This is a genomic window from Microcystis sp. LE18-22.4A (genome assembly GCF_027531105.1).
In the GTDB taxonomy this organism is placed as follows: Bacteria; Cyanobacteriota; Cyanobacteriia; order Cyanobacteriales; family Microcystaceae; genus Microcystis; species Microcystis aeruginosa.
Map to the genome: position 1 here is coordinate 1 of NZ_JAPZRB010000533.1, position 24,611 is coordinate 24,611.

Here is a 24,611-nt window from a genome sequence, read left to right on the forward strand (position 1 = left end):
ATCCCCGCTTGGGATTTACTTCGAGAAGCCCAAAATCGCTGAAACCCAGATATATCAAGGAAAATCATAAATTGAGGTTAACCCTTTGTCCCGTAATGGTTTGAGCCTTTTTTGCTGCCCGAAAATGCCTAAGTCCCATTATTTGTTGTCGAACCAGTCGTTGCAGTGTTTAAGGCAATTATGTCACTTGCTGGTGGTGCATTACTGATCACACTGTTGTTAATATAAGGAATTCCGGGCGAGGGCTCCCAGTAGTTAATTCCACCTGCTGTTTGTGCAAAAAAGACATCCCCAGTATAGTTTACTGTGATGGTTCCAATGGTTCCCGTAGCTGATCCACTTGTACCCGTCGTTGCTGATGTCCAATCCGTCCAAACAACTGTTGCTGCACTGGCTGATGTTGCTTGTAGGGTTGTTGCCGCAATAGTTACTCCAGCTAAGATGCCCAAAGAAGACAGCGTTTTTGTAAGAGCATTAACTTTGTTTTCTGATTGTTTTTTACTTATCATGGATGTGAGTTTCCTAACAATAATACCAGTTTTCAAAAGTAATGACCTACTTAGCCCCTCCTCGCAGTCAGGTCAAGCAACAGCCTAACCCAAGACCAAAGGCAGACAACAAAACTGTACACATTCCCCCCTCGCAACTGTATCAAAAGCTACAATTTAATAAATCTTTACATTCTTCTCCCTAACTAGCGATTGACAGGGAAAGGTGTTTTCCGTTGTTTTACCCCTTCTCAGGCGAACTATCCGCTTCCGTGAGGGATGTTGGTGCGTTATGTCGGATTTGCTGCTTAATTATTGGGAATTAATGAAATCTTGCGGATGAACGATGGTAATATTGGGGACAGGGATAAAGTCATCAGAATTAAAGGTTAATAACTGGGTAATGTTAGAAGCTTTCATGACAGCAAGAAGCCTAATATCATGGGTGCGTTTTCCTTTAATATTGTAGGTAGTGACTAATTGAAACCAAAGGGGGAAAATATCTGGGGTTTCTGCTAATAAAGAAAATTGAGATAAAATTTGGTTAATTTCCTGTTGTGTTTTTTGTGTTGTCCAACCTAGTCCATTAACATCCTTAGGGCGTGTTGCTACAACCCAAAATTCAATGAAAATTTGAGAAGTCATCAAACATTCTCCTCCTTGTCTAATAATCATGTCAACAACATTCATGATTAGGGGATAACTTGATGAGTTAGGGTCACTAGCTCGTAAGAGAATGTTAGTATCAAGTAAATATTGGGTCATTAATCTTCGTACATTGTGTCACGGTGTAAAGCTTCATCGGGTAAAGGGGGATTATTAGAGGAATGGCTTTGTACCCAACTCATCCATTTAGCGGCTCGCTGTTCAGGGGTAAGAGTCGGCTCTGGCAAAGGAAGTGAAGTTTTGGCGATGAGAGATTCGGTGAAAGATAAGACTTCTTGTTGTTTTTCTAAGGGAAGTTTTCTGAGGTTTTTAATGACTGCTTGTTCGATATTCATCTGACTTGGACTGATAGGCAACCAGATCAATCATATCCCATGCCGCAATTTCTCTATATTTAATAAATCTTTACATTTCTTTCCCCAACTAGGGATTCAGATTTTGGAGTTTTTGGGGACTTCAAGGGTTTTGATCTCTGGAATGATAGGAGCGAGTGCCGCTAAATCAGCGATCGCTTAGGGGGTAATAGCAAATCCGTTTTTAATAGTTTGATTAACTCCCAATCCAACTTTAACTTCCCACTATCCTATGCCTTTTAAACAGGATTTAGTATTAGGTTGATTTTGCCAGGGCCAGCCAATGGAGGTTAAAGATTGCTTGATAGATGGGATTATGGACCCGCAGCCGGCCTTGGTCTTTGATCACTAACCCCGATAAAAGTAACTCTTTTTCTGGAGGGCTATCCTCGGCAATCACCTCTTTTTCCCTTAAAATCCGTTCATAGAGTCTCAGGAGCAACTGGGAGCGATGACTGTTGAGAAGCCGATCGCGAATAGTCCGCAGATGTTCCGGTTCATCCTGAGCCTCCCAATTGTCAATGATCTTCTTCTGTACCAAGTCCTCAATCCAGAGGGCCTCACCATTGGGGGGAATCGGCGAGGCGGCGGTGCGAATTAACTGACAGAGTTTTTGGGTCAGAAAAGGTTGACCGTTTGTCCAAGCAAAGACTTCTTTTAAGACAGTTTGCGGGTTACTAACTTTCTCGGCCAATCCGCGCAGTAAAGGCTGGGCTTCGTGTTCCTTAAAACCCTCCAATTGAATCGAATGACCGATATTAAAAGGAGTGATTTGGTGGTCGGTAATTAAATCGGAGGGGGTGACAACACCGAAGAAAGCGAAGGTCAAACGCCGATAGAGCGGGTTAAAACCACGCTGGTTATAGCAGGAACGAATCAGGGCAAAAAAGTCATTAACCGCGAAATTTAAGCCCAAAACGCTATCAATTTCATCGATAAAAATCGCGATCGGTTTCGGGGGAGAACCTTCCACGATCCCCACTTCCAGCAATAACACTTCTTCGATAAATTCGCCCAAGCGCTGTACTGCCGAGACATCTTCCCGTTCTTGCCACCAAGCTTTGAGATTGACCCTTTTGAGCAGTCCAAAACGTCGCCCTAACTCGAAGGCTATCCCCTTGTACCATTGGTCGGGAGTGACATTTTCGCTGCCGATGCGGGTTAAATCAATGGGAGCGCAACAGACCCCCTCGTGTTGGAGGTGGTCGATCATGCGTACCATTAAACTAGACTTACCCATTTGACGGGGATTGAGAACATAGCAAAAATCGCCCCGTTTGAGGGCTTTATAGAGATAACGGTCGGCGGCGCGGACCACGTAGGTGGGGGCATCCATGGGTAAACTGCCCCCCACTTGGTAGTCAAAGGTGCTAGATTGTTCGTTAGTTTTGAGGAGTTCGTTTTCAAACAGTAATTCTGCTTGGGTGGCCTTGAGAATTTCTAGGGTTTGGCTGAGTTCTAGGGTGCGCTCCTGCACTTTCTGTTCTAGGGTGCGGCTATACTCGGCTAATTCTTCGGTAAAGCGAATCCGTTCCGCTTCCGCCTGTTTTCGTTCGGTAATATCGGTAAAAGCGGTGATCGCATAGATAATTTCTCCTTTTTCGTCAAAAACGGGCGTGGCATACACTTCTAGGGGAATAATCTTCTCTCCTTGGTGAACTTCTAGATCATCCATCGTGTTTTTTTCCCCCCTTAAAGCTCGGACAATCGGATGGTATTCTGTGGGATACAATCGATCGGTTCCAGCTTGATATAACTGATAGGTTTCCCCCAACTGATTAGCCGTGGTGATATTAACTATCTCTTTTCCTAAAATCTCTTGGGCGGTTTGATTGGCATAATAGGGTTGACTGCCAGCATCGAGGACGAATACCCCCACTGGCATCGCTTCTAAAAATTGCGCTAGTTGTCTCTGTTTGGCTTTGATTTCGGCGTAGAGTTTGGCGTTAGTAATTGCGATCGCCGCTTGGCTGGAGAGCAGTTGCAGCACTTCCAATCTTTCTTGGGTAAAAGCCCCGACGGTGAGATTATTTTCTAGATAGACAATTCCCCGCAGTTGTCCTTGGTCGAGGAGGGGCGAACAGAGCAGGGATTTGGTTTGATGGGTTTTAATATAGGAATCATTGCTAAAATTGCCCTCATGGGCAGCATCGTCATTAAGAACGGTTTGACCGCTCCGGGCTACATAGTTAATAATTGAGACGGGAAGATGTTCTTCGATGGCATGAGATTTAAAGACTGTCACCCCATCTTCCTGCACCGAACCGGAGGCTTCGATCAATAGTTGTCCGCCGCTTTCTAGGATAAGATAGCCCAGCTGCGCCCCAGCATTTTCGATGAGAATTTTCATCAGGGTGGCGAGTAATTTATCTAAAACTATCTCGCTAGAAATGGCTTGGAAGGCCTTCATAATCGTGGCTAAATCTAACAGTTCTCCCGCATGACTAACTGAATTTTTTCTGGTGGTAGTTCTCCTAGTTTCGGTCAGGGAATTGGAACCATAATTATTGACCATTAACTGAGAATAACGGCTTTCTATATCTTTGACTTTAGCTGTTGCTCCCCAAAGAGAATAGAGATAAGCAGCTTCATTGATGTAGGTTTTGGCAATTTTTACTTTACCCCAATCGAGATAGAATTTCGCCGCTAGTTCGTTAGCCAGTGCTTCTTCATTAATGTATTCATTTTCTTTGGCTTTAGCAATGGCTAGATCATAATTTTCTATGGCTTCTAGATAGGATTGCTGTACCCGCTCCTTTTCCGCTTGCACTAAATAAAATTTATGGAGATAGTTAGGGGGGGCTTGATTCGCCCATTCCTGTTGCTTTTTCTGATTATTCGTCACTCGTTCTAATACTTGCTGTTTTTGGTCATTGTCCAGATGATTATAAATAGCTAAATGGGCGAGGGAATCATAGAAATTATGCAGAGGAATCAATAAAGTAGCGGTAGCTCCCCCTAGATAATTTTGGGCTTGGTTAGCATTTTCAATGGCTGGTTCGTACTGTCCAAATAGATAACAAAGGTATAATTTATTAACAAATAAAGCACAGAGACCGAAGAGATCATTAGCCTCTAGATGGTACGGTAACATAAGAGTTTCTTGATAGTACTGTCCTTCTAAATGACCGGGATTTTCCGAGTGCCTCAGCAGATTTAAAACTGTTTGACCATAGATTTTTAGATAGTTGCGGGGGTTTTCTTGTTTGAGCTTAACAAAAGCCAGATCATAGTTAGCTATTTCTTGGGCTAATTCGGTTAATTCCTGTCCGATAAAGGCGGAATGAAAACAGTAAAGATAGGCGCAGGTTGTTCCGTAGTAGAGATCGCCCATTTCTAAACCGGTTTGATAGGAAGATTTTAACAAGGACAGGGAATTTTTAATCGGTTCTTTCCAGATACTAATAGTGGCGGAAAAGACGGCAATTATTTTCGGCATCAGGGCTTTGGCATGAAATTTATCAGCAATGTTTAAAGCTAATCGTCCAAATTGATAACCCGTTTCCCAATCTTCTAAAAGACCACAAAGAATTAAGCCATAATTGACATAAGTAAAAGCCGCTAGATAACTATTGCCGTATTCAATTGATAAGTTAACCTGTTTTGATACTAGGATGGGTAAGAGATGAGGGGCGGCAATATAAACAGGAGAAAATATGGCACTTGCTATCTTCATGATTGCTAATTTTTCTTCTTCATTTATCGGCGGTAAATTAATTAAATCTTTGATATTTTTACCCGCTAATTTTTGTCTGGTTTTAGTTAGTTCTTTTTGAATATCTGATGATTGTAAGGATTCAGGAATCTCGAAATCTAGGCTTTTGAGGACGGATAAACCAATTTCTACCGCTTTTAGTTCTTGATTTTGGGCGTGATAGGCTTCGATGATGACTTCATAAACTTTCACCTTATCTAGGGTTGTTTTTGCCTGTTTTAATACGAGATTAGCCCAGCGTTGCATCTGCTCAAAGTTCCCACTTAAATAGGCGATTTCTGTGGCTTCAGAATAAATATTTAAAGTCAGTTGATAGTTATTTTTCCATCTGGATTTTTTGAGAAGTTTTTGAGCGATTTTAATATATTTTAAGGCTCCAGTTTGGGCATTAGCGGCTTTTGCCTTTTGGGCTGCTAGTAAATTCAAGTTAGCCACTGACTCTCGTTCTTTTTCCTCGCTAATTAGTTGATAACCAAGATTGAGATGATCGACTATTTTAAAAATCTTTTCCGATAATTCATTGGCGGCAGTATGCTGCCAAAGTAGGCGACCAATTTTCAAATGAATTAAAGATTTTTTGCTGTCTTCGATGAGAGCGTAAGCTCCTTGTTGAATGCGATCATGAGCAAATTTATATTCTTGAATCAGTAATTGTTCATCCAATTCTGAGAGGGGAATAATTAAACCAGCTTCGCTACTAGAAGTTAAAATTGGTAAAAGTTCTGGAGGTGATTTTTCAGAGATTACTGCCAGACTATATAAATTAAACTCTGCCCCAAGACAAGCTGCTAAACTTAAAATTTCCTGGGTTTCGGGGGGCAATTTCTGCATTTTGCCCATCATAAATTGAATCAGATTATCGGTACTGCCAATCCTTTGAATTTGGCCGAGATGCCATTGCCAATAACCCCTATTATTATCGTTTTTAGTGGTTGTTTCCTGCCCCGATTGGAAAAATAGCAAATTTTCCCAGTAGATAGTTTTGAGAAATTCATTGACAAAAAAAGGATTACCGTGGGTTTTTTGCCAGACTAAAGCGGCCAAAGATTGCACATATTCGGGTGAATGATTTAAGGTGTCAGCAATTAACTGATTGACCTGTGCAGGACCCAGAGGTCTTAAAATAACTTGATTGATAATTATGCCCCCCTGCTCTAATTTATCGAGAGTAGCGGTTAGGGGATGGGTGGAATTAATTTCATTACTGCGATAGGAGCCAATTAAAAACAAATAGTCCATATCGCCATCGAGCATAATTAATTCTATTAACTGGAGACTAGCCAAGTCTGCCCATTGCAAATCATCGAGAAAGATGACTAAGGGGTGTTCCGGGGAACAAAAGACCCGAATAAAATTTTTAAAGACTAAATTAAAGCGATTTTGAGTAGCGATCGCTCCTAATTGTAACACCTCTGGTTGTGGACCGATAATTAATTCTAGTTCAGGAATCACATCAATAATAACCCGTGCATTCGCCCCCAAAGACTTGAGGAGTTTTTGTCGCCATAGTTCCAGTTGTGGTTGACTTTCCCCCAAAAGTTGCTTGACGAGATGAGTCAAAGCGCTAACCACGGCAGCGTAGGGAGTATCGCGCTGAAATTGGTCAAATTTACCGGAGATAAAAAAGCCGCGTTTTTCAGTAATTGGCCGGTAAATTTCCCTAACCAGGGTGGTTTTACCCATGCCAGAATAACCCGTAACTAGCATCAGTTCGGTGTGAGAGGAGTTTTTATCCACCGTGGCTACCCTTTGAAAAGCAGTGAGGAGAGTGGCGATTTCTGCCTCCCTACCGTAGAGTTTTTGGGGAATTTGGAACTGATTGGCTAGATCTTGCCTAGCGATGACAAAATCCTCAATTTTAGCCGTTGTTTCCAGTTGTCTTAAACATTCTTCTAAATCTGCCCGAATACCGTAGGCACTTTGGTATCGTTCCTCGGGGGTTTTAGCCATCAGTTTCCTGATGATTGCCTCCACCACCGGGGGAATTTTCTCCCTGACGAGACTATTAATCTCCAAAGGTTGTTTTGCCAGATGACAGTGAACTAATTCCAAAGCATCTTTAGCCCGAAAAGGTAATTGTCCGGTGAGAAGTTCGTAGAAGCTAACGCCCAAAGAATAAAAATCCGTGCGGTAATCGAGACTGCGATTCATCCGTCCGGTTTGTTCGGGAGAAATATAGGCTAAAGTCCCCTCTAGAACGTTGGGATTTTTTAGCCCCGGATTTTCCCGCCGCAGGACGCTGGCAATGCCAAAATCGATGATTTTAATTTGTCCGGTTTCGGGGTTAAGAACTATATTGGCAGGATTAATATCTTTGTGAATAACCTTGGCGTTGTGAATTTTCTCTAAATTAGCCACTATTCGGGGTGCAAGGCTTAAAAAGTCCCTTAAGGCCAGGGGTTTGCCCTCTAGCCATTTTTTTAAGGATATACCCCCGAAATCTTCCAAAATAATCACGGGAGTTCTGCGGTAGGTTTCTAAACCATAGGCTTTAATCGCCCCCTCGAAGTTCAGGCCGCAGATGGTTTTATACTCCTGTTTGTAGTGGGTTAGTTCTTGTGCGGTTGGATATTCTTGCTTGAGGATTTTGAGCATAACCGGTTGATTATCGGCGATGCGAATGGCCCGATAGACTTCCGAGTTAACACTTTCGTAGATTTGGGCAAGAATGTCGTATCCGTTGAGAACAATCATTTTTTTACTTGGCGATTGTAAATGGCTGCGGGTCTCCCCAAGAAAAATTCTACGGGAACTAAAACAAGACTCCGCAAGTCTGACAGGACTCGATTTACCTGTGAGACGGAAGGACGGGGAGAAGGCAGCACTTGCTCGAAATACTCGGAATGCAAGGTAAAACCAAAGTGAACATCTTCCGGCAAACTCAGTTTAGCAATCGGTCCGTCCTTGAGATTGTCAGGGTTAAATAACCAAGCTTCTAATACTCTGGTCGGGGTTAAAACCGTCGTAAATAGATAGCCCTGTTCTTGGGGAATAAACTGAATGCTATCTAAAATATAGCCATCGGGACAAACATAAAAATCCAGTAGTTCCCGACCTAAATGTGATACATGAGTATCACTGGCTTTTTTTTCTTGGCTAATCTGTTCAGTTAACTGATTCCAATCCTTATCGAAGGGAACCTTGGCTAATACCGAGGGCAAGTCATGACAGGGAAGTTCGGCATCCCTGAGGATGCGATTACTCTGGTCGCGAAAATCCATATACTGACGACGACAGATTAATTCGCGCACATAACCAGCATAAACCTGATAAATGGCGCTGTATCCCTGTTCCGATTCCCGCGGGTCGGCGGTGTAGAGAGTGGTAGAGAACCACCCCGGATGGACGAAAGCCTGTTCGCTCATCACCCTGGCATCTTCGATAACCACTTTGCGCAGCACTCCGGGGTCAAAGGAAAACATCCAGGGAATGCCGTGGTATTCGGGGGGATAACCCTGACCGGTAAAATGTTGGATATCGTCTTTTTCGATCGCTTCGGTTAAACTAATAGTGGCGTTTTGGATGGCCACAAGCTGAATTTGACCGTTGATACTATGGTAATTACAAAGGAAGTGATAACTGTCGCCATTGAAGGTAATTAATTGCGAGGGAACGGTGGTTTCTTCTTCCTTGAGGTCTTGACGTTTAACTAGATAAATTTGAGTTTTCGGATAGGTTTCTTCAGGCTTGATTCTGATACCTAATAGTTTGGCTACTCCCATCTGAAAAGGCATATCGGGAATCATGATATAATCCTCGGTGACGATGACCGAATGGGGGCTACCATCGAGGATAGTTCCCTGTAGCTTCCAGGGTTTAAGTTGTTTTTGTTGATCCCAAAGCACAACATACACCGAGTTATCTAAGTCTTTTAACATACCTCCTGATACAATTTTTAGCTTTAATTCACAGGTGATAAATTCTTTGGTTTTTTTGTCGTAGAAGGGATGAGCGGTATTTTCTAGGACTGGGAAAAAAGATAAAGGCACGGAAACAATATGTTGGTCAAAATAACCAATCGGAGTGATAGTATCAAGGGAAACGGGATCCACTTCCCAGTAACGTCCAGCATCGGCGGTGAGAATTAATCTGGTTTCTTCTAGTTGTTCATCTTCGGAAACTTTTTCTAGTTTAACCATAGCAGTATTTGCTATTTCTGAAGAACCTAAAATGCTGATTACGGCAGGGAAATTGGCTTTAATAATATTAAATATCGGTAAGACTTTTCGCCAGAAACTATCCCAGGTTTTCAGTTTTTTACTGTAAACATTAACTTGATTATTTTTCCCTTGCAAGTCCCATTTAATAATTACACCCTCGCCAGAGAACAAATGACGGTCATTTTTTCTATGAAAAGGACAGACGATAAAAACGTATCCCGACAGATTTTCCGGCCAATGTCCCTCGGTAACTGTGGCGACTGCTTTATGTAAATTGTTCTCATCCGGCCGACCGAGTTGCGAGCGACTAAAATTACCAATGTTGACAGTATTTTGGACAGTATCTTTGATTGACATATTCATAAGTAGGGTTTGCGGCAAAAAGTTTGTTGGTGGGGTCAGGAGCCGGTCGTCGGTCGTCAGGAGATAGGAGTCGGGAGCCAGTATTTAGGAGGCAGGAGACAGGAGATAGGTTTTAGGTGTTGGGGTGTTGGGGTTTTGGGGTTTTAGTTCAATTTCCCCACTTTCCCACTTCCCCATTCCCCCACTTCCCCATTCCCCCACTTCCCCATTCCCCCACTTCCCCATTCCCCCACTTCCCCACTTCCCCACACCCCACACCCTGCCTTTCACTGATTACTGATAACTGTTTACTGATAACTGATAGAGGATTTCACCTCTAAAAAATAGCGTCGATACAATTCATAGCCTGGTACTACTTTATCTCCTGATTGTTTGAGTAGTCCCATACTGCTGAGTTTGTAAGCGAGAATTGGGTCTAATTGTACGGGTTCCACCGCGCTCATCACCCGATCGAGGGCTTTTGCTAGTTCAGGCTGTTGTTCTAATACCGCCCAATGGCGCCGCAGGTGATGGGCATAAATCCCCGTGACGGAGGTGGCACTGGTTAATATTTGCGTCATGGTTATTTCCTCCCGACTGAGATAGTAGAGGGCAGTTTGTACCAAAGCCGGGTGTCCTCCCACTAACTCCATCAATTGTTTGACTTTTTCCTGATTTTCCCAGGTGAGTTGATAACGTTGGGCTAATTGCAATACCTCCTCAAGACTAAAATGACTTAACTGTGCGGGGAATCCCACGTTAAAGGGGGATTGATTGAGCTGCAGGGGAACATAAATTTCCGTGGAATGGACGACGATAAGACGGAGTTTTTGCCAAATAGGTAGGGTTTTGGCTTCTTCGTACCAAGAACGCAGCAGCGGTAAAAAATCCTTGGCCACCTGGGGATGTTCAAAAATCTGATTAAGTTCATCGAGAGCGAGGACAATGGGGGCGGTAATCGATTCAAGCAGATAGTCTTGAATGTAAACCGTACAGCTAATCTTGCTGCCTAAATCCTCATCCCAATACTCATCTAATTGCGGTTTTAACTGTAGTTGACGGGCGGCATTGGCACACAACCAGCGCAAAAATTGGTTTAAATCACTCAAAATGGCCTGGTCCACCTGTTCTAAGTTCAAACTCACCGTGCGGTAGCCTTGCTGTTTGGCAAAATCGAGCATTCTCAAAAGTAGGGAAGTTTTGCCCATTTCTTTCGGGGCTTTTATCCGCACTAAAGCCCCCGGTTTCTTGATTTCCTGCCTTATCTGTTCTTCGAGGGGAAGACGTTCTAAATAAAATGGGGAACCAAGGGGAACTGCCCCATTGGGATAGGGGGGTAATGTGTCCAATTTTTCGCTCTTGGATGGAGAATTAACCAGAATTTTGTCTTGAGGGGGTGCTGTTAGCTGAACATTCAGGGCGGCGATTTCTTGCCAGTCGAGGCATAATCGACGACAAATTTGGGCAAAAGTGGCTTGTTCTACCGGTTTACCGGTCAGGAAGTTGCTGACAATAGCCAGACTAAATTCAGCTTCTTTAGCTAAGGAGCGTTGACTGCTAAAGCCCTGCTTTCTCACGGCTAATTTGACTTGATTGAGGCAATGTTGTTGTACTCTTAGATGGCTCGATAGGGAATCTCTCATAAGAATTGGGGTGTAGGGTGTAGGGTGTGGGGTGTGGGGTGTAGGGTGTGGGGTGTAGGGTGTGGGGAGATGGGGAGACCACTGCGTGCGCGTTGCGGGGGGAAGTGGGGAAATTGAACTAAAACCCCAAAACCCCAAAACCCCAACCCCCAACACCTAAAACCTGTCTCCTGTCTCCTATCTCCTCAATACTGACTCCTCAATACTGACTCCTCAATACTGACTTCTAACCCAATGGTAGATGTTGGATTTTGCAGGAGTTCTATTTTTTAATAAAGATAAGTAAAAATTATCTATTGACTCCAGAAACTTGAGAATATTTAAATTAACATTCCGCAATATTTACAAATTCTTAAGAATTAATTGAGAAAGATTTTTATTTAACAACGATGTTGTAATGGTTACAACGATTTGATAGAATTTCATAGTGGGTTGTTCTGTGCTTTTTTGAGCAGCAATGGTTGAAACCCTTGCCACACCTACAAAGTAATCCTAATTAAGACGGGTAAATCAGTCAATTTCACCCACAACGATGATCTTTTTTTTATGTAGTTTTATTGCAAAAAAAAAGTTTTTTTGACAAAAAGCACAAAGTATGATATTGAAAGAACGTATTTCTGGCTGCCAGTAGTTATTGCAGAGTGGGAGTTGGGAAGTATTTTCAGTTATCAGTGGACTGAAACGCAAATCTGATAACTGATGACTGATGACTGATGACCCCTGCTATGAGCATAATGCCAGAGAGCCGCCGCTAATTGCTGTCTTTCACTTTCAGGGTGTTCTTGACGCACCATCTCTACATATTTATTCCCGCTTTCAGGTTGTATTCCTCTACCGAGGATAAGGCGATCGCTCCAATGGGTTGTTCCACTGATTTCCCTTCTAGATCGAGCGTTGCTACAGCCAAAAGAGATTTAGGAATCTCTCGGTCAATCTTGTTCTTAACAAGCTGTAAATCAACGGGAAACTGCTTATCTTGGCTGAAAAAACCCGATTCTAAAGTCCCAAACCGATCTAGTCGGGTCAGGTAAATCGTTCTCTGACTTTTTGTTGATGTTACCTCGATATAAGGTTCTCTCAGTTCAGGATGCTGGTTTTTCAGGTCTTCAAGCGATCGCGCTGACTTTAGATAATCATTGTAGGTTTCCTTGATTTCGATCGCTATCTCAGTAAGATTCTGATTGTTAACTTTGGGAAAAAAGCCACGAAATTGAACCGCAGGACGAGCTATTAGGCGGCTTTCTTGCCATTTCTGATTAGCAAACCCAATCATCCGGTCAACTGCCCCATAATTGCTGCTTTCTAAGGGATGGGTGCGATAAACTTGGGGATAACGGCTTTTATCCCTCCCTGCTAACAAGGTGACGGGTTGATAACCGCCAATTTCCTTACAGGCCTTCAAAATTGTGGTGTCTGGACGTAAAGCACTTTTTGGCCCGTCAACCGCAAGGCATTGAGAGCGACATTTTGAGTTGAGGCAGCCACCTGCTTGTCGGTGGCTAAATGAGACAGATACTGGCGGATTTCGGACACTCCCATCTCTCGAGGGGTGGCGTTTGTTGTGTAAAGAGGATAAAGTCTCGAATGTAGTAGAGGTAGGATTTTTCCGTCTTCAAGCTAAGGTGCTTGAGACGCATGACTTCTCGGACTCGTTCTAACAGTCGATGGAACTGGGCTTCTTCTGTCATCGGCAAATGCGGTAAAATCGGTTTGGCAGAGATACTAGACCGCCCTCTGCGGTAATTATGCCCAAATGGGGGTGATTAGACCGCACGGTGCGGTATTAGGTTTTATTTAGGGGGTGTTAGACCGATGGAGGTGGGATAGTAGGATAAAGGGGGGTGCTAGACCGCAGTAAGCGGTTGAATTAGTGGTTAGAGGGGACTCATGAAGATTGGTCAAGTTTTTTTGAGCAAAGCGTGGAAAAACAATGAATCAAGATAAGGACGAAATCTTTAAATTAATTGCAGAATTACCTGATGATCTTTCATACACTGAACTAGTACATCGATTAATTTGTGAACGTCTTCTAAATCACTCAGAAAAAAAGATTACGCCAGAACTTTTTGATCAGTGGATCGAGATTTCAAAGCTTGCATTAGAAGATAAAAAACTAAAGAGTGAATTACAAATTAGGAAAGAAGAAGTAGAGGCAAAGACTAAAGAAAACAAAGGATTATCTGCTGGATATACTGCCATCATCGCTGCTATTTTGGGATTTGTCACTTCAAGTGTTGTTGCTTTAATTCAGGGACAAACTAATTTAAATTTAGAAAGAGCGAAGTTTGAAGCTGATCAGAAGTTAGAACAAATAAAGTTTGAAACAGGATTAATTTCTAAAGGAATTGAGCCTCAAGAGGAAGAATCTCGTATAAACTTACTTAGGTTTTATATTGATGCAGGTCTAATTAATAATCCAGATATTGTTGGCAAACTTAACAAGTTGATTGAAGAGAAGCAGGTTCCTCAAGCAACAGGCTTTTCAGATTATGAAGGGCGGAGAGATTTAGGCAATATTGAGCCAGGAGATGGTGCGCGATTTAAAGGTCGAGGATACATCCAGATCACCGGACGAACAAACTACAGATTATGGGGGAATAAAATTAATGTTGATCTGGTCAATGATCCTGATTTGGCATCAAAACCTGACATAGCTGCGAAGATTTTAGTTCAATTCATGATTGACCGGAGAGTGAAAGAGTATCTGGATGCTAAAGACTTTGCTAAAGCTAGAAGAATAATCTCTGGTACTCCATTTGGACTAGATGAGGTTAACACAAAAACTAATTTATATTTAGAGGCTCTAAAAACTACAAATCCAACTTCTGAATCTCTTCAGATAACTGGAGTAAAAAATTCTGCATGGTTAACAGTTCATGTTCCTGCAATCTTAAAGGCAATTCGAGAAAACCAAGTTACTGATCCAACTTTTCAAGCATATATATTGGCAACAGCAGATTATGAGACGGTTCAAGGAAGATTCATGCAAGAAATTCCTCGTAGTGGACTGTGAAGAGACAAGCTGATGTCCGAGGTTATAATGGTCAAAGAGTTAAAAAAGAAATTAATCTAATCAATAGCCACAATGAAGGTACAGCTAAATGAGTCAAGTCTTAACCCTAGAATTGAGCGATGAAGTCTATGCCGCCTTGCAACAGCAAGCTAAAATATTAGGTATCGACCTGTCAGAATTAGTAACAACTTCCCTTGAGCGACAGTATCGCTTGAACAAAAATAAAGACCAACGCACGGAAGCCGAAAAAGGAGCAGCACGTCAACGCTTTCGAGCGCACGCTGGCTCAATTAGCGGCTATCCGACAGGAGCAGATAATGAAAGCATTGATGCTGACTTAGGGAGAGAGTATGGAGATACTCATGAGGAGACATCAAATCAGTGATACTCCTCGATAATTCTGGGTTACTTTGCTATGTCTATCGTGATCAACCAGGACATGAAGAAGCTGTCCAATTGTTAGATAGTGCAGGTAAAAGCATCACCCACAGTTACGTTTTAGCAGAGTTAGTTGCTCTAGCTCAAGTTCGGCGTTACCCGCGTTTAGCTACCCTAGAATTTATCACCGATTTGCTAGAAAATCCAGATATCGAGACAGTTTGGATAGAAGAGCCTTTACATCGTGCTGCGGTCAAACTATTGATGGCACGGCAAGATAAGACTTATTCCTTATGTGATGCAGTTAGCTTTTTATTGATGCGTCAGTTCAATATTAATGAAGCATTAACCACCGATCGCCATTTTGAGCAAGAAGGTTTTCACCGTTTACTTGTATTCTAAAAAGGGCAGAGCTGCGTCAGGGGTTGGTATTTCTCCAACTGGTACTCTTGCCATTTCCCCGACCCCCGTTCGGTGAGGGATTGGGCGTTTCCCAACTGTGCGGCTGCTTCCCGCCAGAATTGTTCAAAGTTCTGCCGCAGTTCTCCGGTGGCAATCATTGATTTTAACGCGATAATTTAGCCAACAATGCCAAGAGTTTTTTACTATTAGGAGTCAAGAGAGTTCGACGATAGGCATCGGCGGCCTTTTTAATCGCTTCCGCTTGGGTGGGATAGGGATGAATAACCATAGAGAGTTTACTCAATCCGATTTTAGCCACCATAGCGGTGGTAATTTCAGAAATCATCTCACCGGCGTGAGCGGCGACAATAGTGGCTCCTAAAATTTGGTCGGAACCTTGTTTGTGAATAATTTTTAAAAAACCGTCCGTTTCGCCATCAGCGATAGCTCGATCGACTATACTCAAAGGAATTTTAATAGTATTAGTGGCCAATCCCCGGGCTTGTGCTTGGGTTTCATCCATGCCCACATGGGCAATTTCTGGGTCGGTATAAGTGACCCAAGGCATAACTAAATTACTGAGCTTATAGCGTCCGAAACCGAAGGGAGAAAAGAGGGTATTTTTAATCACAATACGGGCGGCCGCATCGGCGGCATGGGTAAATTTCCAATCCATACAGATATCACCGGCCGCATAAATTTTCGGGTTAGTAGTTTGCAGATAATCATTAACTTTGACTCCCCGACGAGTATCGTATTCCACGGCTACCGCTTCTAAATTTAATCCTGACACATTAGGCTCCCGGCCAGCACCGACTAAAATCTCGTCAACGGTGATAGTTGCTCCTTGACCGTTGCTTGTATATTCAATGGTTTTACCCCGCTCATTTTTTGTCACCCGTTCAATTTGGCAGCAGAGAATCAATTGCATTCCTTCCCGCAGCAAAGCATTCTCAATAATTTCGGTCGCTTCTCGGTCTTCTTTATTCAAAAGATGGGAATGATTATGAAATAAAATTACCTGCGCGCCTAACCGTTGAAAAGCTTGGGCTAATTCACAACCAATCGGCCCGCCACCGATAACAGCTAATCGAGGAGGTAATTCTGTTAGGGAAAAAATTGTTTCATTGGTATAAAATCCCGCCTCTTTTAGTCCGGGGATATCGGGATGAAAGGCCCCAGCACCAGTGGCAATGACGGCTTTTTTATAAGCGAGGGTTTTTCCCGCGACTTCCACGGTATTTTGTCCTAAAAAACGAGCGCTACCCAAGAAGACATCGATACCTAGTTTTTGGAAACGTTGCACCGAATCATTATGGCTAATATCGGCGCGAATTTGCCGCATTCTGGTCATGACTCTGGCAAAATCTACCCTAGTATCCCCAATATTAATTCCTAATTTTTTGGCTTTCTCAATTTCCCCGATAATTCTAGAGGAACGAATCAGACATTTAGAAGGAACACAACCGAAATTGAGGCAATCTCCCCCCATGAGGTGTTTTTCCACTAAAGCCACTTTTAAACCTATATCTAAACCCGCCGCTCCCGCCGCTACGACTAAACCCGCAGTACCCGCACCAATGACGACTAAATCATAACAATCTTGGGGTTGTGGATTGACCCAATCGGCAGGATGAACATAATTAACTAATTTTTGATTATGTTCGTCCATGGGGAGAACATTAACTTCCCTAGAGCTATTTTCAAACATATTAGACCTCTTGTAAAAATCAAAAATTGTTGTTAGGGTTAGGAGTCAATAGCCAGTAGTCAGTAGTCAGGAGAATTAAGAATGAATAATAATCAGTTAAATGGTCTATTTACAGATTTTATGCAATTTAATTCTTATTTTTGCCGTTTTTGAACCCTGAAAAATTAATTATGCAAGAGGTTTATTAAAGCAGTTATAGCAATTCCCATAGTTGTGAGGTGCAGAGTCTTAGGTTTTGAGGAGTCAGTTATCAGTTATCAGTTATCAGTTATCAGTTATCAGTTATCAGTTATCAGTTATCAGTTATCAGTTATCAGTTATCAGTTATCAGTTATCAGTTATCAGTTATCAGTTAACTGAGAAAACTCCCCACACCCCACTTCCCATCACCCCACACCCCACACCCCACACCCCACACCCCACTTCCCCATTCCCCCACTTCCCCATTCCCCCACACCCCTGACCGATAACTGATGACTATTCACTGATAACTGATGCCAGGGCCTGACGGGCAATTTTTGTGACGTAGAGGGTGACGGCAACGGTAGCGATAAAACCGATCAGGCGAATAGTCCATTGTAAAACTGGGTTAGTGGCTGGTGCCGAGGTCCCGATAGTGGCAAGACTGCCCGCTAAAGAGCCAATATAAACATACATTATCGTCCCCGGAATCATGCCTGCGGAACCTAGTAGATAATCTTTCAGGGAAACCCCGGTGACACCATAGGCATAATTGAGCAGATTAAAAGGAAATATGGGAGATAACCGGGTTAAAAGCACTATTTTTAAACCTTCTCTCCCTACAGCTTCATCGATAGCTTGAAATTTACTATTACCTTGAATTTTTTCCGCCACCCAACCCCTAGCCAGATAACGTCCCACCAGAAAAGCGACAGTAGCGCCGATAGTTGCCCCGATAAAGACGTAAAAAGAGCCTAAAACCAGGCCAAAAACCACACCAGCCCCTAAAGTCAGGATTGAACCTGGAAAAAAGGCCACAGTAGCTAGAATATAGATGATTATAAACGCGATCGCTCCCACAGACCCCAAACTATCCACCCAAGTTAAGGCATTGAAAAGAATAGTTTGAGGATTAAAACCGGTGGAGGCACTGGATTCGAGGGCAAAAGCGGGGGAAGTAGTCAGGAGAAAAGTGCCGCTAAAGGCGATTAGCAGCGGCAAATAACGGCAAATAACCAGCTTTTTCCAGTTGCTGGACTGGGAAATAATCATCACAAGTCCCTAAAAAGAGAATAAAAGAGAGATTAAACTATAAAAGCGAATTAAATAGAACTAGGGGCTATTCTACCCTAGTTATCATTGTTTAGACCAGAAAGCCAATCCTGAAAATTCCCAGAAAATCCCCCTCTCTGGGAGAAGATAGGACAAGCAACAGCCTGGTAATTTTTGCTGTTTACTTGATAAGCTAAGAGGTATCTTAACTGCCTATCCTTAGATTAGCTAAATCTCCCCTAATCCCTTTACTTTTGCCTCTTGCCCCTTGCAAGAGTGCCTCTTGCCTCATCTCAATAAGCAATTTAAATGCGCGGGCAGCTTATTACACCTTGCCGTCTCTGGGGAAAAAATGTCACAATTAGAAATAATTAGCATTGGATATAGCAATTAATCTATGAAAATCATCCCCAAGGTCAAGGCCCCTACCTTCCTGCAAATGGCACAATGGATCATTAATCCCGTAGCTTTTATGGAAAATGCCGCCCGCAAGCATGGCGATATTTTTAGCACAAAAGTGGGTTTAACTGTAGATAATTTTATCTTTGTCAGTAGTCCTTCGGCCCTACAACAAATTTTAACTAATGACCGTAAACAATTCTCGGCACCGGGGGAAGCCAATCGGATTATTGCCCCGATTATTGGTGATTATTCCGTCGTCATGTTAGACGGAGACATCCACAAAAAACGCCGTCAGCTTTTATTGCCACCTTTTCACGGGGAAAGAATGCGTTTCTACGGCGATTTAATCCGCGATATTACCCTAAGAGTAATGGCAGAATTGCCCCAAAATCAACCTTTTAAGGCCCGTTCAGCGACCACAGCGATTGCTTTACAAGTAATTATGGAGGCAGTTTTTGGAATTAGTCAAGGGGAACGTTATCAAACCCTGAAAAAAACTCTCGCTGAAATGCTCGATATTTTTAACTCTCCGGTGATGGCTTCTTTGTTATTTTTCCCAATTTTGCGGGCTGATTTTGGTGCTTGGAGTCCCTGGGGAAAATACCAGCGTTACCAAGAAAAAATTGATGATATTATCTATACAGAAATTGCCGAAAGAAAAGCTAATCCTAACCCCAATCTTACCGATATTTTATCACTACTGATGTCGGCCCGGGATGAAGAAGGCAACCCGATGAGCGATAAGGAATTGCGCGATGAATTAATGACCTTATTATTCGCCGGTCATGAAACCACCGCCACCGCTATGTCTTGGGCGCTCTACTGGACTCATCGCTATCCAGAAATTAAAGCAAAAATTCTCCAAGAAATAGCCACTTTAGGAGATAATCCTAACCCCATTGACATAACTCGATTACCCTATCTTTCGGCGGTTTGTTCGGAAACTTTACGCATTCATCCCGTGGCAATGTTAACTTTTCCGCGAGTAGTGGAAAAACCGGTAGAACTAGATGGTTATCCTTTAGAAAAAGGGACAATTCTTATGGGTTGTATTTATCTAGCTCACCACCGCGAGCAAACTTTCCCCGATTCCCATACTTTTAAACCAGAACGCTTTTTAGAAAAACAATTCACCCCCTATGAATATATGCCTTTTGGTGGTGGGGCGCGTCGTTGTATCGGGGAAGTTTTAGCTATCTACGAGATGAAAATCGCTATCGCCACAATTTTGGCCAATTATCAGTTAACTCTAGTTAATAATACCCCCGAAAAACCCAGCCGTCGCGGTTTAACCCTTGCTCCCTCGCGAGGAGTTCCCATGGTCTTAAAAGGACGACGGGAACCTCTGGTGACTGCCCCCATGCTCGCCGAAATTTCTTAAAAAAACTGACAAACTATTGTACAATCAGAGTTGTGGTATCCCATATCATAACTCTGTTTTTTTGTCAATAAAATCGGGGATAATTATGGTCTTAATTCGTTTAGCTAAATACTGGCAAATTTCCGAAAATGAAGTTACTTCCGAAAGTGTTTATTTTAACCGTCGTCGCTTTTTACAGGGGTTAATCGGGACAGGAATTGCGGGGAGTTCCCTATTATTAACTGCTTGTGGTAAATCCTCCTCCTCGGAAGCTTTAGAAAAAAGTTTGCAATTACCTAAAATTGAAGGGTTCAGCAAGAATCCGCAGTTTTTAACGGTAAATCGCCCCATAGCTGCCGAAACTGTAGCGGGGAGATATAATAATTTTTATGAGTTCGGAGGGGGGAAAAATATCTGGTTAAAAGCGCAGAAATTACCGACGAATCCCTGGACGGTAGAAGTGGGAGGATTGGTAAAAAATCCCCAGATCTACGATATAGATACTATTAAAAAAACCTTTCCTCTCGAAGAAAGAATCTATCGTTTTCGTTGTGTGGAAGCTTGGTCAATGGTCTTACCTTGGCTGGGGTTTCCGATGAGTGCTTTAATCGCGGCAGTGGAACCAAAACCAGAAGCTAAATTCGTCCGTTTCACCTCCTTTTATGATCCCGAAATTACCCAGGGGCCAGGATTACATTTAGGAGCCTTACCATGGCCCTATACAGAAGGTTTAAGAATTGAAGAAATGGCCAACGAATTAGCTTTCTTTGCTGTGGGAATTTTCGGGCATGATTTACCGAAACAACAGGGCGCACCCTTGCGAATGGTTATTCCTTGGAAATACGGTTTTAAAGGAGCAAAATCGATAGTAAAAATTGAATTTACCGCCAAACAACCCGCCACCTACTGGAACACAATTGACGCTCACGAATACGATTTTGAGGCTAATGTCAACCCCAGTAAACCCCATCCCCGTTGGTCGCAAGCAACGGAAAAATTTATCGGTAGTAGAAGTGATTTATCTTGGGAAATTATCGAAACTCTGCCCTATAATGGCTATGGTGAATATGTGGCTAGTTTGTATAGTTAAGTTTTATGATTATCCCCGTTTTATTTAGTTTAAGTGAGTATTTATGGAAAATAAAACTCTGTACGAACAAGACTTTTATCTCTGGATTAGAACTACTATTAATCAACTGCAAGCGAGACAGTTTGAGCGGGTAGATTTAGAGAATTTACTGGAGGAGTTAGCAAGTATGGGAAGGAGCGAAAAACGCAAAATTGAAAATCTTTTGATTCAATTGCTGGTACATTTGCTGAAACTAACCTACTGGACAGGAGAAAAAGCTAGAAATGAGGGTCACTGGAAAGGGGAAATTAGAAACTTTCGCCGACAAATAATCAAAGAAGTTAAAGATAGCCCTAGTCTCAAACCCTATCTTTTGGAAATCTTTGAGGAATGCTATCAATTTGCTAGAAAAGATGCTAGTGATCGCTCTCAATTACCCCTCGATACTTTCCCCGCTATTCCCCTTGGTTCCCTTGAACAAATTCTCGATGAAGATTGGTTTCCCACTAATAACCATGAGTAATATATAGAGGTCAATTATGGATAATAAAACCCTGTACGAAGAAGACTTTTATCTCTGGATTAGAACTACTATTAATCAACTGCAAGCGAGACAGTTTGAGCGGGTAGATTTAGAGAATTTACTGGAGGAATTAGCAAGTATGGGAAGGAGTGAAAAGCGCAAAATCGAAAATCTTTTGATTCAATTACTGGTACATTTGCTGAAACTAACTTACTGGACAGGAGAAAAATCTAGAAATGAGGGTCACTGGAAAGGGGAAATTATCAACTTTCGCCGACAAATAATCGAAGAAATTAAAGATAGCCCTAGTCTGAAACCTTATATTCTCGAAATCTTTGAGGAATGCTATCAATTTGCTAGAAAAGAGGCTCAAGTTAGAACTCAATTACCTCTTGATACTTTCCCCCCTATTCCCATTGGTTCCCTTGAACAAATTCTCGATGAAGATTGGTTTCCCACTAATGACCACGAGTAATATATAGAGGTAAATTATGGATAATAAAACCCTGTACGAAGAAGACTTTTATCTCTGGATTAGAACTACTATTAATCAACTGCAAGCGAGACAGTTTGAGCGGGTAGATTTAGAGAATTTACTAGAGGAATTAGCAAGTATGGGAAGGAGTGAAAAGCGCACAATTAAAAGTCTGTTAACCCGATTATTAGAACATTTACTTAAGCTCAAATATTGGGCGGCAGAAAGAGAGAGAAACGAAGGTCACTGGAAGGGAGAGATTAGAACTTTTCGTCTCGATATATTAGATGAACTTAAAGATAGTCCTAGTCTGAAACCTTATCTTTTGGAAATTTTTTATGAATGTTATCTTTCAGCCCGAAAAAATGCCAGTGACCGCTCTCAATTACCCCTCGATACTTTCCCCGTTATTCCCATTGGTTCCCTTGAACAAATTCTCGATGAAGATTGGTTTCCTGCGGGCGATAATCTGGAAATATAGCCATCAGTTAGACTGCTCCATACTGCTCTAACAAAAAACAACTATCTCCCGATAGCGATCGCTAAAGGTCGAATAATTATAAATTTTTTTCAAGGGGTGCGGTCAGATCGAAGAATCATTGCTAGAATGAGCCTAATTGTCAGAAATTTAGTTAAACAAGGTTTTTGGCAATATGCTAATCTGGCTAACACGCTTTTGGGGGTGATATGGGGAAAAGTTCTGGCGATTGCGCCTAAATAGAGTGTTATACAGAAAGTTTCCGCATAATATGTAGTTAGGCAGACGCAATCCAATGTGTATCTTTTCTCACGACGTTCAACAGGTGTCCAACACGAAGATCTACGCTCGCCTGAATGGCGACCGTCAGCACTTAGTGTATGAGATGCGCCTAACGTCGGAATCCGACGTGGCGATGATCCTCCCGTTGCCAACTCAATTGCCGAGTACGGACCAAGTAAGTTTCGTAAACCTTTCTGGTTACGACGGCTTTTTTCGCGACATGGATCGATGCTTCCCGCAGCCGCTGGAAATGCGTAGCAAAGGCGTCGCTGTCGCGAGAGCGAGTCCTAGAAATCTCATGGTTCATCGAGTTGGCGCGTTTGACGCTTCGTTCGTACCCGCACTCGCGGATTTTCACAGACTTGATCTTCGATTTCGCCTTCCAGAGGATGTTTGGAAACAGCTGCCGCTTTACAGTGACTTTGGTTTTGCCGTCTTTCAGCTTCGATCTGGAGACATGCGGATCCATCCCATGGCATTGTCGTTTAGGACGCGGAATTCAACGGCCCTTTTCTTCCCGACTGCCCACGTCCATGATGGAAGCGTTCATCCCGTGGCGCAATTCGATCACTCCCTTTACGCACAGGCGGAGCGTCCCAATAACGTCGGAATCCGACGTGGCGATGATCCTCCCGTTGCCAACTCAATTGCCGAGTACGGACCAAGTAAGTTTCGTAAACCTTTCTGGTTACGACGGCTTTTTTCACGACATGGATCGATTTCTGAATGGGTGCACGGGTCAGTCCTGCCTTGCGACGTTATGAACTTCGGCAACTCTATCATGTCAGATAAGACGAAGGGTCTCGTTGATCCACTGACGCCTGTTGCCCGCTGCAAGTTGGCTGGCCCATTGCCAAACCGGGATACCTGGCTACCTGTGTAACCGCTGGCTAACCGATCGTTGCAGCTGCCGATGCCGCGAGCGTCACTTTGCTCCTAGACATGGCAGTGCGATGCCGAAGGCACTGCGTAGCAGTACGCAATCGCCGTAGGGTGCGTTCCCTAATGTGGCTCCTACTGCTCCAGCGATCGATTTTGGGGAACGCACCATGCACATTAATTGAAGCTGTGGTCTAAATTTGATCGCCGATCTTGTAGTACGGGGCCTGGTGATACTGAATTGCCAGATATTGGAGTTCACTACTGGCTAGATGCAGGAACGAGGCTGAAATACATTTTGAAAGTCTGGGTTGAGGATTAAAGAGCTTGCGAATTAGTAGTCAGGGTGGGCGTTTGCTCACCTTACTTTTTCATGCGGTAATATGGAATGAGATGGTGAAAGACTGAGACTATAGCTATGACGCTCGCATCAAATAAACAAACCGCTATCATTCGTACAGAGCGAGGACTGACAATCGCAGGAACCCGCATCACCCTCTACGATGTGATGGATTATGTGACTGCTCAATATCCACCTAAGTTCATTCAGGGATTATTTGATCTGACGGAAGAGCAAATTAACGCTGCCCTGGCTTATATTGAGGCTCATCGTGCGGATGTGGAAGCTGAGTACCAGCAAGTTCTCAAAGAAGCTGAAGAACTCCGACAATATTATGAAGAGCAAAATCGTGAGCGAGTTGCCCGTATTGCTGCTAAGCCGCCAAAACCAGGCACAGAAGCCATTCGAGCAAAACTTCAAGCGGAAAAAGCCAAGTTGGCATCACGGGCATGAATTTTCTAGTTGATCATAACTTACGAGGGCATTCTCTTGTCCTCGCCGGAGTCCTTGCTGCGAGTGGTTGGCTTGACTTGATCTCGATTCGTTTTATTCTGTTTGAACCCACATTCCGCACCCTCAACTGTCACATAAGCTGTCCCCCTCCAGAGACTTGAGTAAAAATACTTATCTGGTGAAGGTTTTCTCGGTGGCCGCTAGGGGGAGCTTGAGACCCCTAATTATGAAAAAATAGGAATTGTT

Annotated in this window: 21 protein-coding genes; 9 read left to right on the forward strand and 12 right to left on the reverse strand. The window is 43.0% G+C overall.

The genetic code is table 11. The annotated features are described in order from the left end of the window. Positions 1-128 precede the first annotated feature (128 nt). The 9 genes from O9295_RS22695 to O9295_RS27575 all read right to left on the reverse strand — a co-directional run bounded on the left by O9295_RS22695 (position 129) and on the right by O9295_RS27575 (position 13,055). Complete coding sequence (locus O9295_RS22695; RefSeq protein ID WP_288035550.1) at positions 129-545, reverse strand: hypothetical protein; 417 nt, start codon at positions 543-545, stop codon at positions 129-131. A 255-nt stretch (positions 546-800) separates the two neighbouring features. Next, positions 801-1,253 carry a type II toxin-antitoxin system VapC family toxin gene (locus O9295_RS22700; protein WP_288035551.1) on the reverse strand — a complete coding sequence of 151 codons (453 nt, stop codon included), beginning with the start codon at positions 1,251-1,253 and terminating at the stop codon, positions 801-803. Next, complete coding sequence (locus tag O9295_RS22705) at positions 1,253-1,489, reverse strand: hypothetical protein (protein ID WP_288035553.1); 237 nt, start codon at positions 1,487-1,489, stop codon at positions 1,253-1,255. The genes O9295_RS22700 and O9295_RS22705 overlap by 1 nt, the downstream gene beginning before the upstream one ends. Before the next feature lie 274 nt (positions 1,490-1,763). Then, positions 1,764-7,916, reverse strand: coding sequence for an AAA family ATPase (locus tag O9295_RS22710; RefSeq protein WP_288035554.1), 6,153 nt, complete (start codon positions 7,914-7,916; stop codon positions 1,764-1,766). Then, entirely contained in the window at positions 7,913-9,745 is a 1,833-nt protein-coding gene (locus tag O9295_RS22715) for a carotenoid oxygenase family protein (RefSeq protein ID WP_288035555.1), read from the reverse strand. Before O9295_RS22715 ends, O9295_RS22710 begins: the two co-directional genes overlap by 4 nt. A gap of 287 nt (positions 9,746-10,032) precedes the next feature. Further along, positions 10,033-11,367 carry an AAA-like domain-containing protein gene (locus tag O9295_RS22720; RefSeq protein WP_287733506.1) on the reverse strand — a complete coding sequence of 445 codons (1,335 nt, stop codon included), beginning with the start codon at positions 11,365-11,367 and terminating at the stop codon, positions 10,033-10,035. Between the two features lie 796 nt (positions 11,368-12,163). Continuing rightward, positions 12,164-12,769 carry a hypothetical protein gene (locus tag O9295_RS22725; protein ID WP_288035557.1) on the reverse strand — a complete coding sequence of 202 codons (606 nt, stop codon included), beginning with the start codon at positions 12,767-12,769 and terminating at the stop codon, positions 12,164-12,166. After that, positions 12,766-12,900: a phage integrase N-terminal SAM-like domain-containing protein gene (locus tag O9295_RS22730; protein WP_288035559.1), complete on the reverse strand. Its 135-nt coding sequence runs from the start codon at positions 12,898-12,900 to the stop codon at positions 12,766-12,768. The genes O9295_RS22725 and O9295_RS22730 overlap by 4 nt, the downstream gene beginning before the upstream one ends. Continuing rightward, positions 12,867-13,055, reverse strand: coding sequence for a phage integrase N-terminal SAM-like domain-containing protein (locus tag O9295_RS27575; RefSeq protein ID WP_353851888.1), 189 nt, complete (start codon positions 13,053-13,055; stop codon positions 12,867-12,869). The genes O9295_RS22730 and O9295_RS27575 overlap by 34 nt, the downstream gene beginning before the upstream one ends. A 242-nt stretch (positions 13,056-13,297) precedes the next feature. Between O9295_RS27575 and O9295_RS22735 the strand changes: the two genes are divergently transcribed. The 3 genes from O9295_RS22735 to O9295_RS22745 all read left to right on the forward strand — a co-directional run bounded on the left by O9295_RS22735 (position 13,298) and on the right by O9295_RS22745 (position 15,160). Then, positions 13,298-14,380 (forward strand): glycoside hydrolase family 19 protein, encoded by a 1,083-nt coding sequence (locus O9295_RS22735; RefSeq protein WP_288035561.1) that lies wholly within the window; start codon positions 13,298-13,300, stop codon positions 14,378-14,380. A gap of 88 nt (positions 14,381-14,468) precedes the next feature. Beyond that, the gene (locus tag O9295_RS22740) at positions 14,469-14,765 is read left to right on the forward strand and encodes a hypothetical protein (RefSeq protein ID WP_288035562.1); all 297 of its coding nucleotides are present in this window, start codon (positions 14,469-14,471) and stop codon (positions 14,763-14,765) included. Continuing rightward, positions 14,762-15,160, forward strand: a complete 399-nt coding sequence (locus O9295_RS22745) for a type II toxin-antitoxin system VapC family toxin (protein ID WP_288035564.1) — start codon at positions 14,762-14,764, stop codon at positions 15,158-15,160. The genes O9295_RS22740 and O9295_RS22745 overlap by 4 nt, the downstream gene beginning before the upstream one ends. A 163-nt stretch (positions 15,161-15,323) precedes the next feature. On the opposite strand, the gene O9295_RS22750 is transcribed toward O9295_RS22745, so the two are convergent. Together O9295_RS22750 and O9295_RS22755 are read right to left on the reverse strand one after the other, a co-directional pair. Then, on the reverse strand, positions 15,324-16,871 hold the full coding sequence (locus tag O9295_RS22750) for a mercuric reductase (protein ID WP_288035565.1): 1,548 nt from the start codon (positions 16,869-16,871) through the stop codon (positions 15,324-15,326). A gap of 477 nt (positions 16,872-17,348) precedes the next feature. After that, positions 17,349-18,104, reverse strand: a complete 756-nt coding sequence (locus O9295_RS22755; RefSeq protein ID WP_288035574.1) for a TVP38/TMEM64 family protein — start codon at positions 18,102-18,104, stop codon at positions 17,349-17,351. Positions 18,105-18,501: 397 nt separating this feature from the next. Between O9295_RS22755 and O9295_RS22760 the strand changes: the two genes are divergently transcribed. The 5 genes from O9295_RS22760 (at position 18,502) to O9295_RS22780 (ending at position 22,414) form a co-directional block, all read left to right on the forward strand. Then, the gene (locus O9295_RS22760; RefSeq protein WP_288035568.1) at positions 18,502-19,887 is read left to right on the forward strand and encodes a cytochrome P450; all 1,386 of its coding nucleotides are present in this window, start codon (positions 18,502-18,504) and stop codon (positions 19,885-19,887) included. 85 nt (positions 19,888-19,972) lie between these two features. Continuing rightward, on the forward strand, positions 19,973-20,956 hold the full coding sequence (gene msrP / locus O9295_RS22765) for a protein-methionine-sulfoxide reductase catalytic subunit MsrP (protein ID WP_288035570.1): 984 nt from the start codon (positions 19,973-19,975) through the stop codon (positions 20,954-20,956). Positions 20,957-20,999: 43 nt separating this feature from the next. Further along, positions 21,000-21,458: a DUF29 domain-containing protein gene (locus O9295_RS22770; protein ID WP_190723192.1), complete on the forward strand. Its 459-nt coding sequence runs from the start codon at positions 21,000-21,002 to the stop codon at positions 21,456-21,458. 16 nt (positions 21,459-21,474) lie between these two features. Further along, complete coding sequence (locus O9295_RS22775; RefSeq protein WP_002758348.1) at positions 21,475-21,933, forward strand: DUF29 domain-containing protein; 459 nt, start codon at positions 21,475-21,477, stop codon at positions 21,931-21,933. 16 nt (positions 21,934-21,949) lie between these two features. After that, positions 21,950-22,414: a DUF29 domain-containing protein gene (locus O9295_RS22780; RefSeq protein WP_288035571.1), complete on the forward strand. Its 465-nt coding sequence runs from the start codon at positions 21,950-21,952 to the stop codon at positions 22,412-22,414. Positions 22,415-22,989: 575 nt separating this feature from the next. Here the strand turns inward: O9295_RS22780 and O9295_RS22785 are convergent. After that, positions 22,990-23,172, reverse strand: a complete 183-nt coding sequence (locus O9295_RS22785; RefSeq protein WP_002758344.1) for a hypothetical protein — start codon at positions 23,170-23,172, stop codon at positions 22,990-22,992. 818 nt (positions 23,173-23,990) lie between these two features. Between O9295_RS22785 and O9295_RS22790 the strand changes: the two genes are divergently transcribed. Next, positions 23,991-24,365, forward strand: a complete 375-nt coding sequence (locus tag O9295_RS22790) for a DUF433 domain-containing protein (RefSeq protein ID WP_108935876.1) — start codon at positions 23,991-23,993, stop codon at positions 24,363-24,365. The last annotated feature ends 246 nt before the right edge of the window (positions 24,366-24,611 follow it).

Coding starts and splice junctions, on each gene's coding strand:
- O9295_RS22700 (WP_288035551.1), bottom strand. CDS start 1,253: ATGACCCAATATTTACTTGATACTAACATTCTCTTACGAGCTAGTGAC.
- O9295_RS22705 (WP_288035553.1), bottom strand. CDS start 1,489: ATGAATATCGAACAAGCAGTCATTAAAAACCTCAGAAAACTTCCCTTA.
- O9295_RS22710 (WP_288035554.1), bottom strand. CDS start 7,916: ATGATTGTTCTCAACGGATACGACATTCTTGCCCAAATCTACGAAAGT.
- O9295_RS22715 (WP_288035555.1), bottom strand. CDS start 9,745: ATGAATATGTCAATCAAAGATACTGTCCAAAATACTGTCAACATTGGT.
- O9295_RS22720 (WP_287733506.1), bottom strand. CDS start 11,367: ATGAGAGATTCCCTATCGAGCCATCTAAGAGTACAACAACATTGCCTC.
- O9295_RS27575 (WP_353851888.1), bottom strand. CDS start 13,055: ATGACAGAAGAAGCCCAGTTCCATCGACTGTTAGAACGAGTCCGAGAA.
- O9295_RS22735 (WP_288035561.1), top strand. CDS start 13,298: ATGAATCAAGATAAGGACGAAATCTTTAAATTAATTGCAGAATTACCT.
- O9295_RS22740 (WP_288035562.1), top strand. CDS start 14,469: ATGAGTCAAGTCTTAACCCTAGAATTGAGCGATGAAGTCTATGCCGCC.
- O9295_RS22750 (WP_288035565.1), bottom strand. CDS start 16,871: ATGTTTGAAAATAGCTCTAGGGAAGTTAATGTTCTCCCCATGGACGAA.
- O9295_RS22755 (WP_288035574.1), bottom strand. CDS start 18,104: ATGATTATTTCCCAGTCCAGCAACTGGAAAAAGCTGGTTATTTGCCGT.
- O9295_RS22760 (WP_288035568.1), top strand. CDS start 18,502: ATGAAAATCATCCCCAAGGTCAAGGCCCCTACCTTCCTGCAAATGGCA.
- msrP (WP_288035570.1), top strand. CDS start 19,973: ATGGTCTTAATTCGTTTAGCTAAATACTGGCAAATTTCCGAAAATGAA.
- O9295_RS22770 (WP_190723192.1), top strand. CDS start 21,000: ATGGAAAATAAAACTCTGTACGAACAAGACTTTTATCTCTGGATTAGA.
- O9295_RS22775 (WP_002758348.1), top strand. CDS start 21,475: ATGGATAATAAAACCCTGTACGAAGAAGACTTTTATCTCTGGATTAGA.
- O9295_RS22780 (WP_288035571.1), top strand. CDS start 21,950: ATGGATAATAAAACCCTGTACGAAGAAGACTTTTATCTCTGGATTAGA.
- O9295_RS22785 (WP_002758344.1), bottom strand. CDS start 23,172: ATGCCATGGGATGGATCCGCATGTCTCCAGATCGAAGCTGAAAGACGG.
- O9295_RS22790 (WP_108935876.1), top strand. CDS start 23,991: ATGACGCTCGCATCAAATAAACAAACCGCTATCATTCGTACAGAGCGA.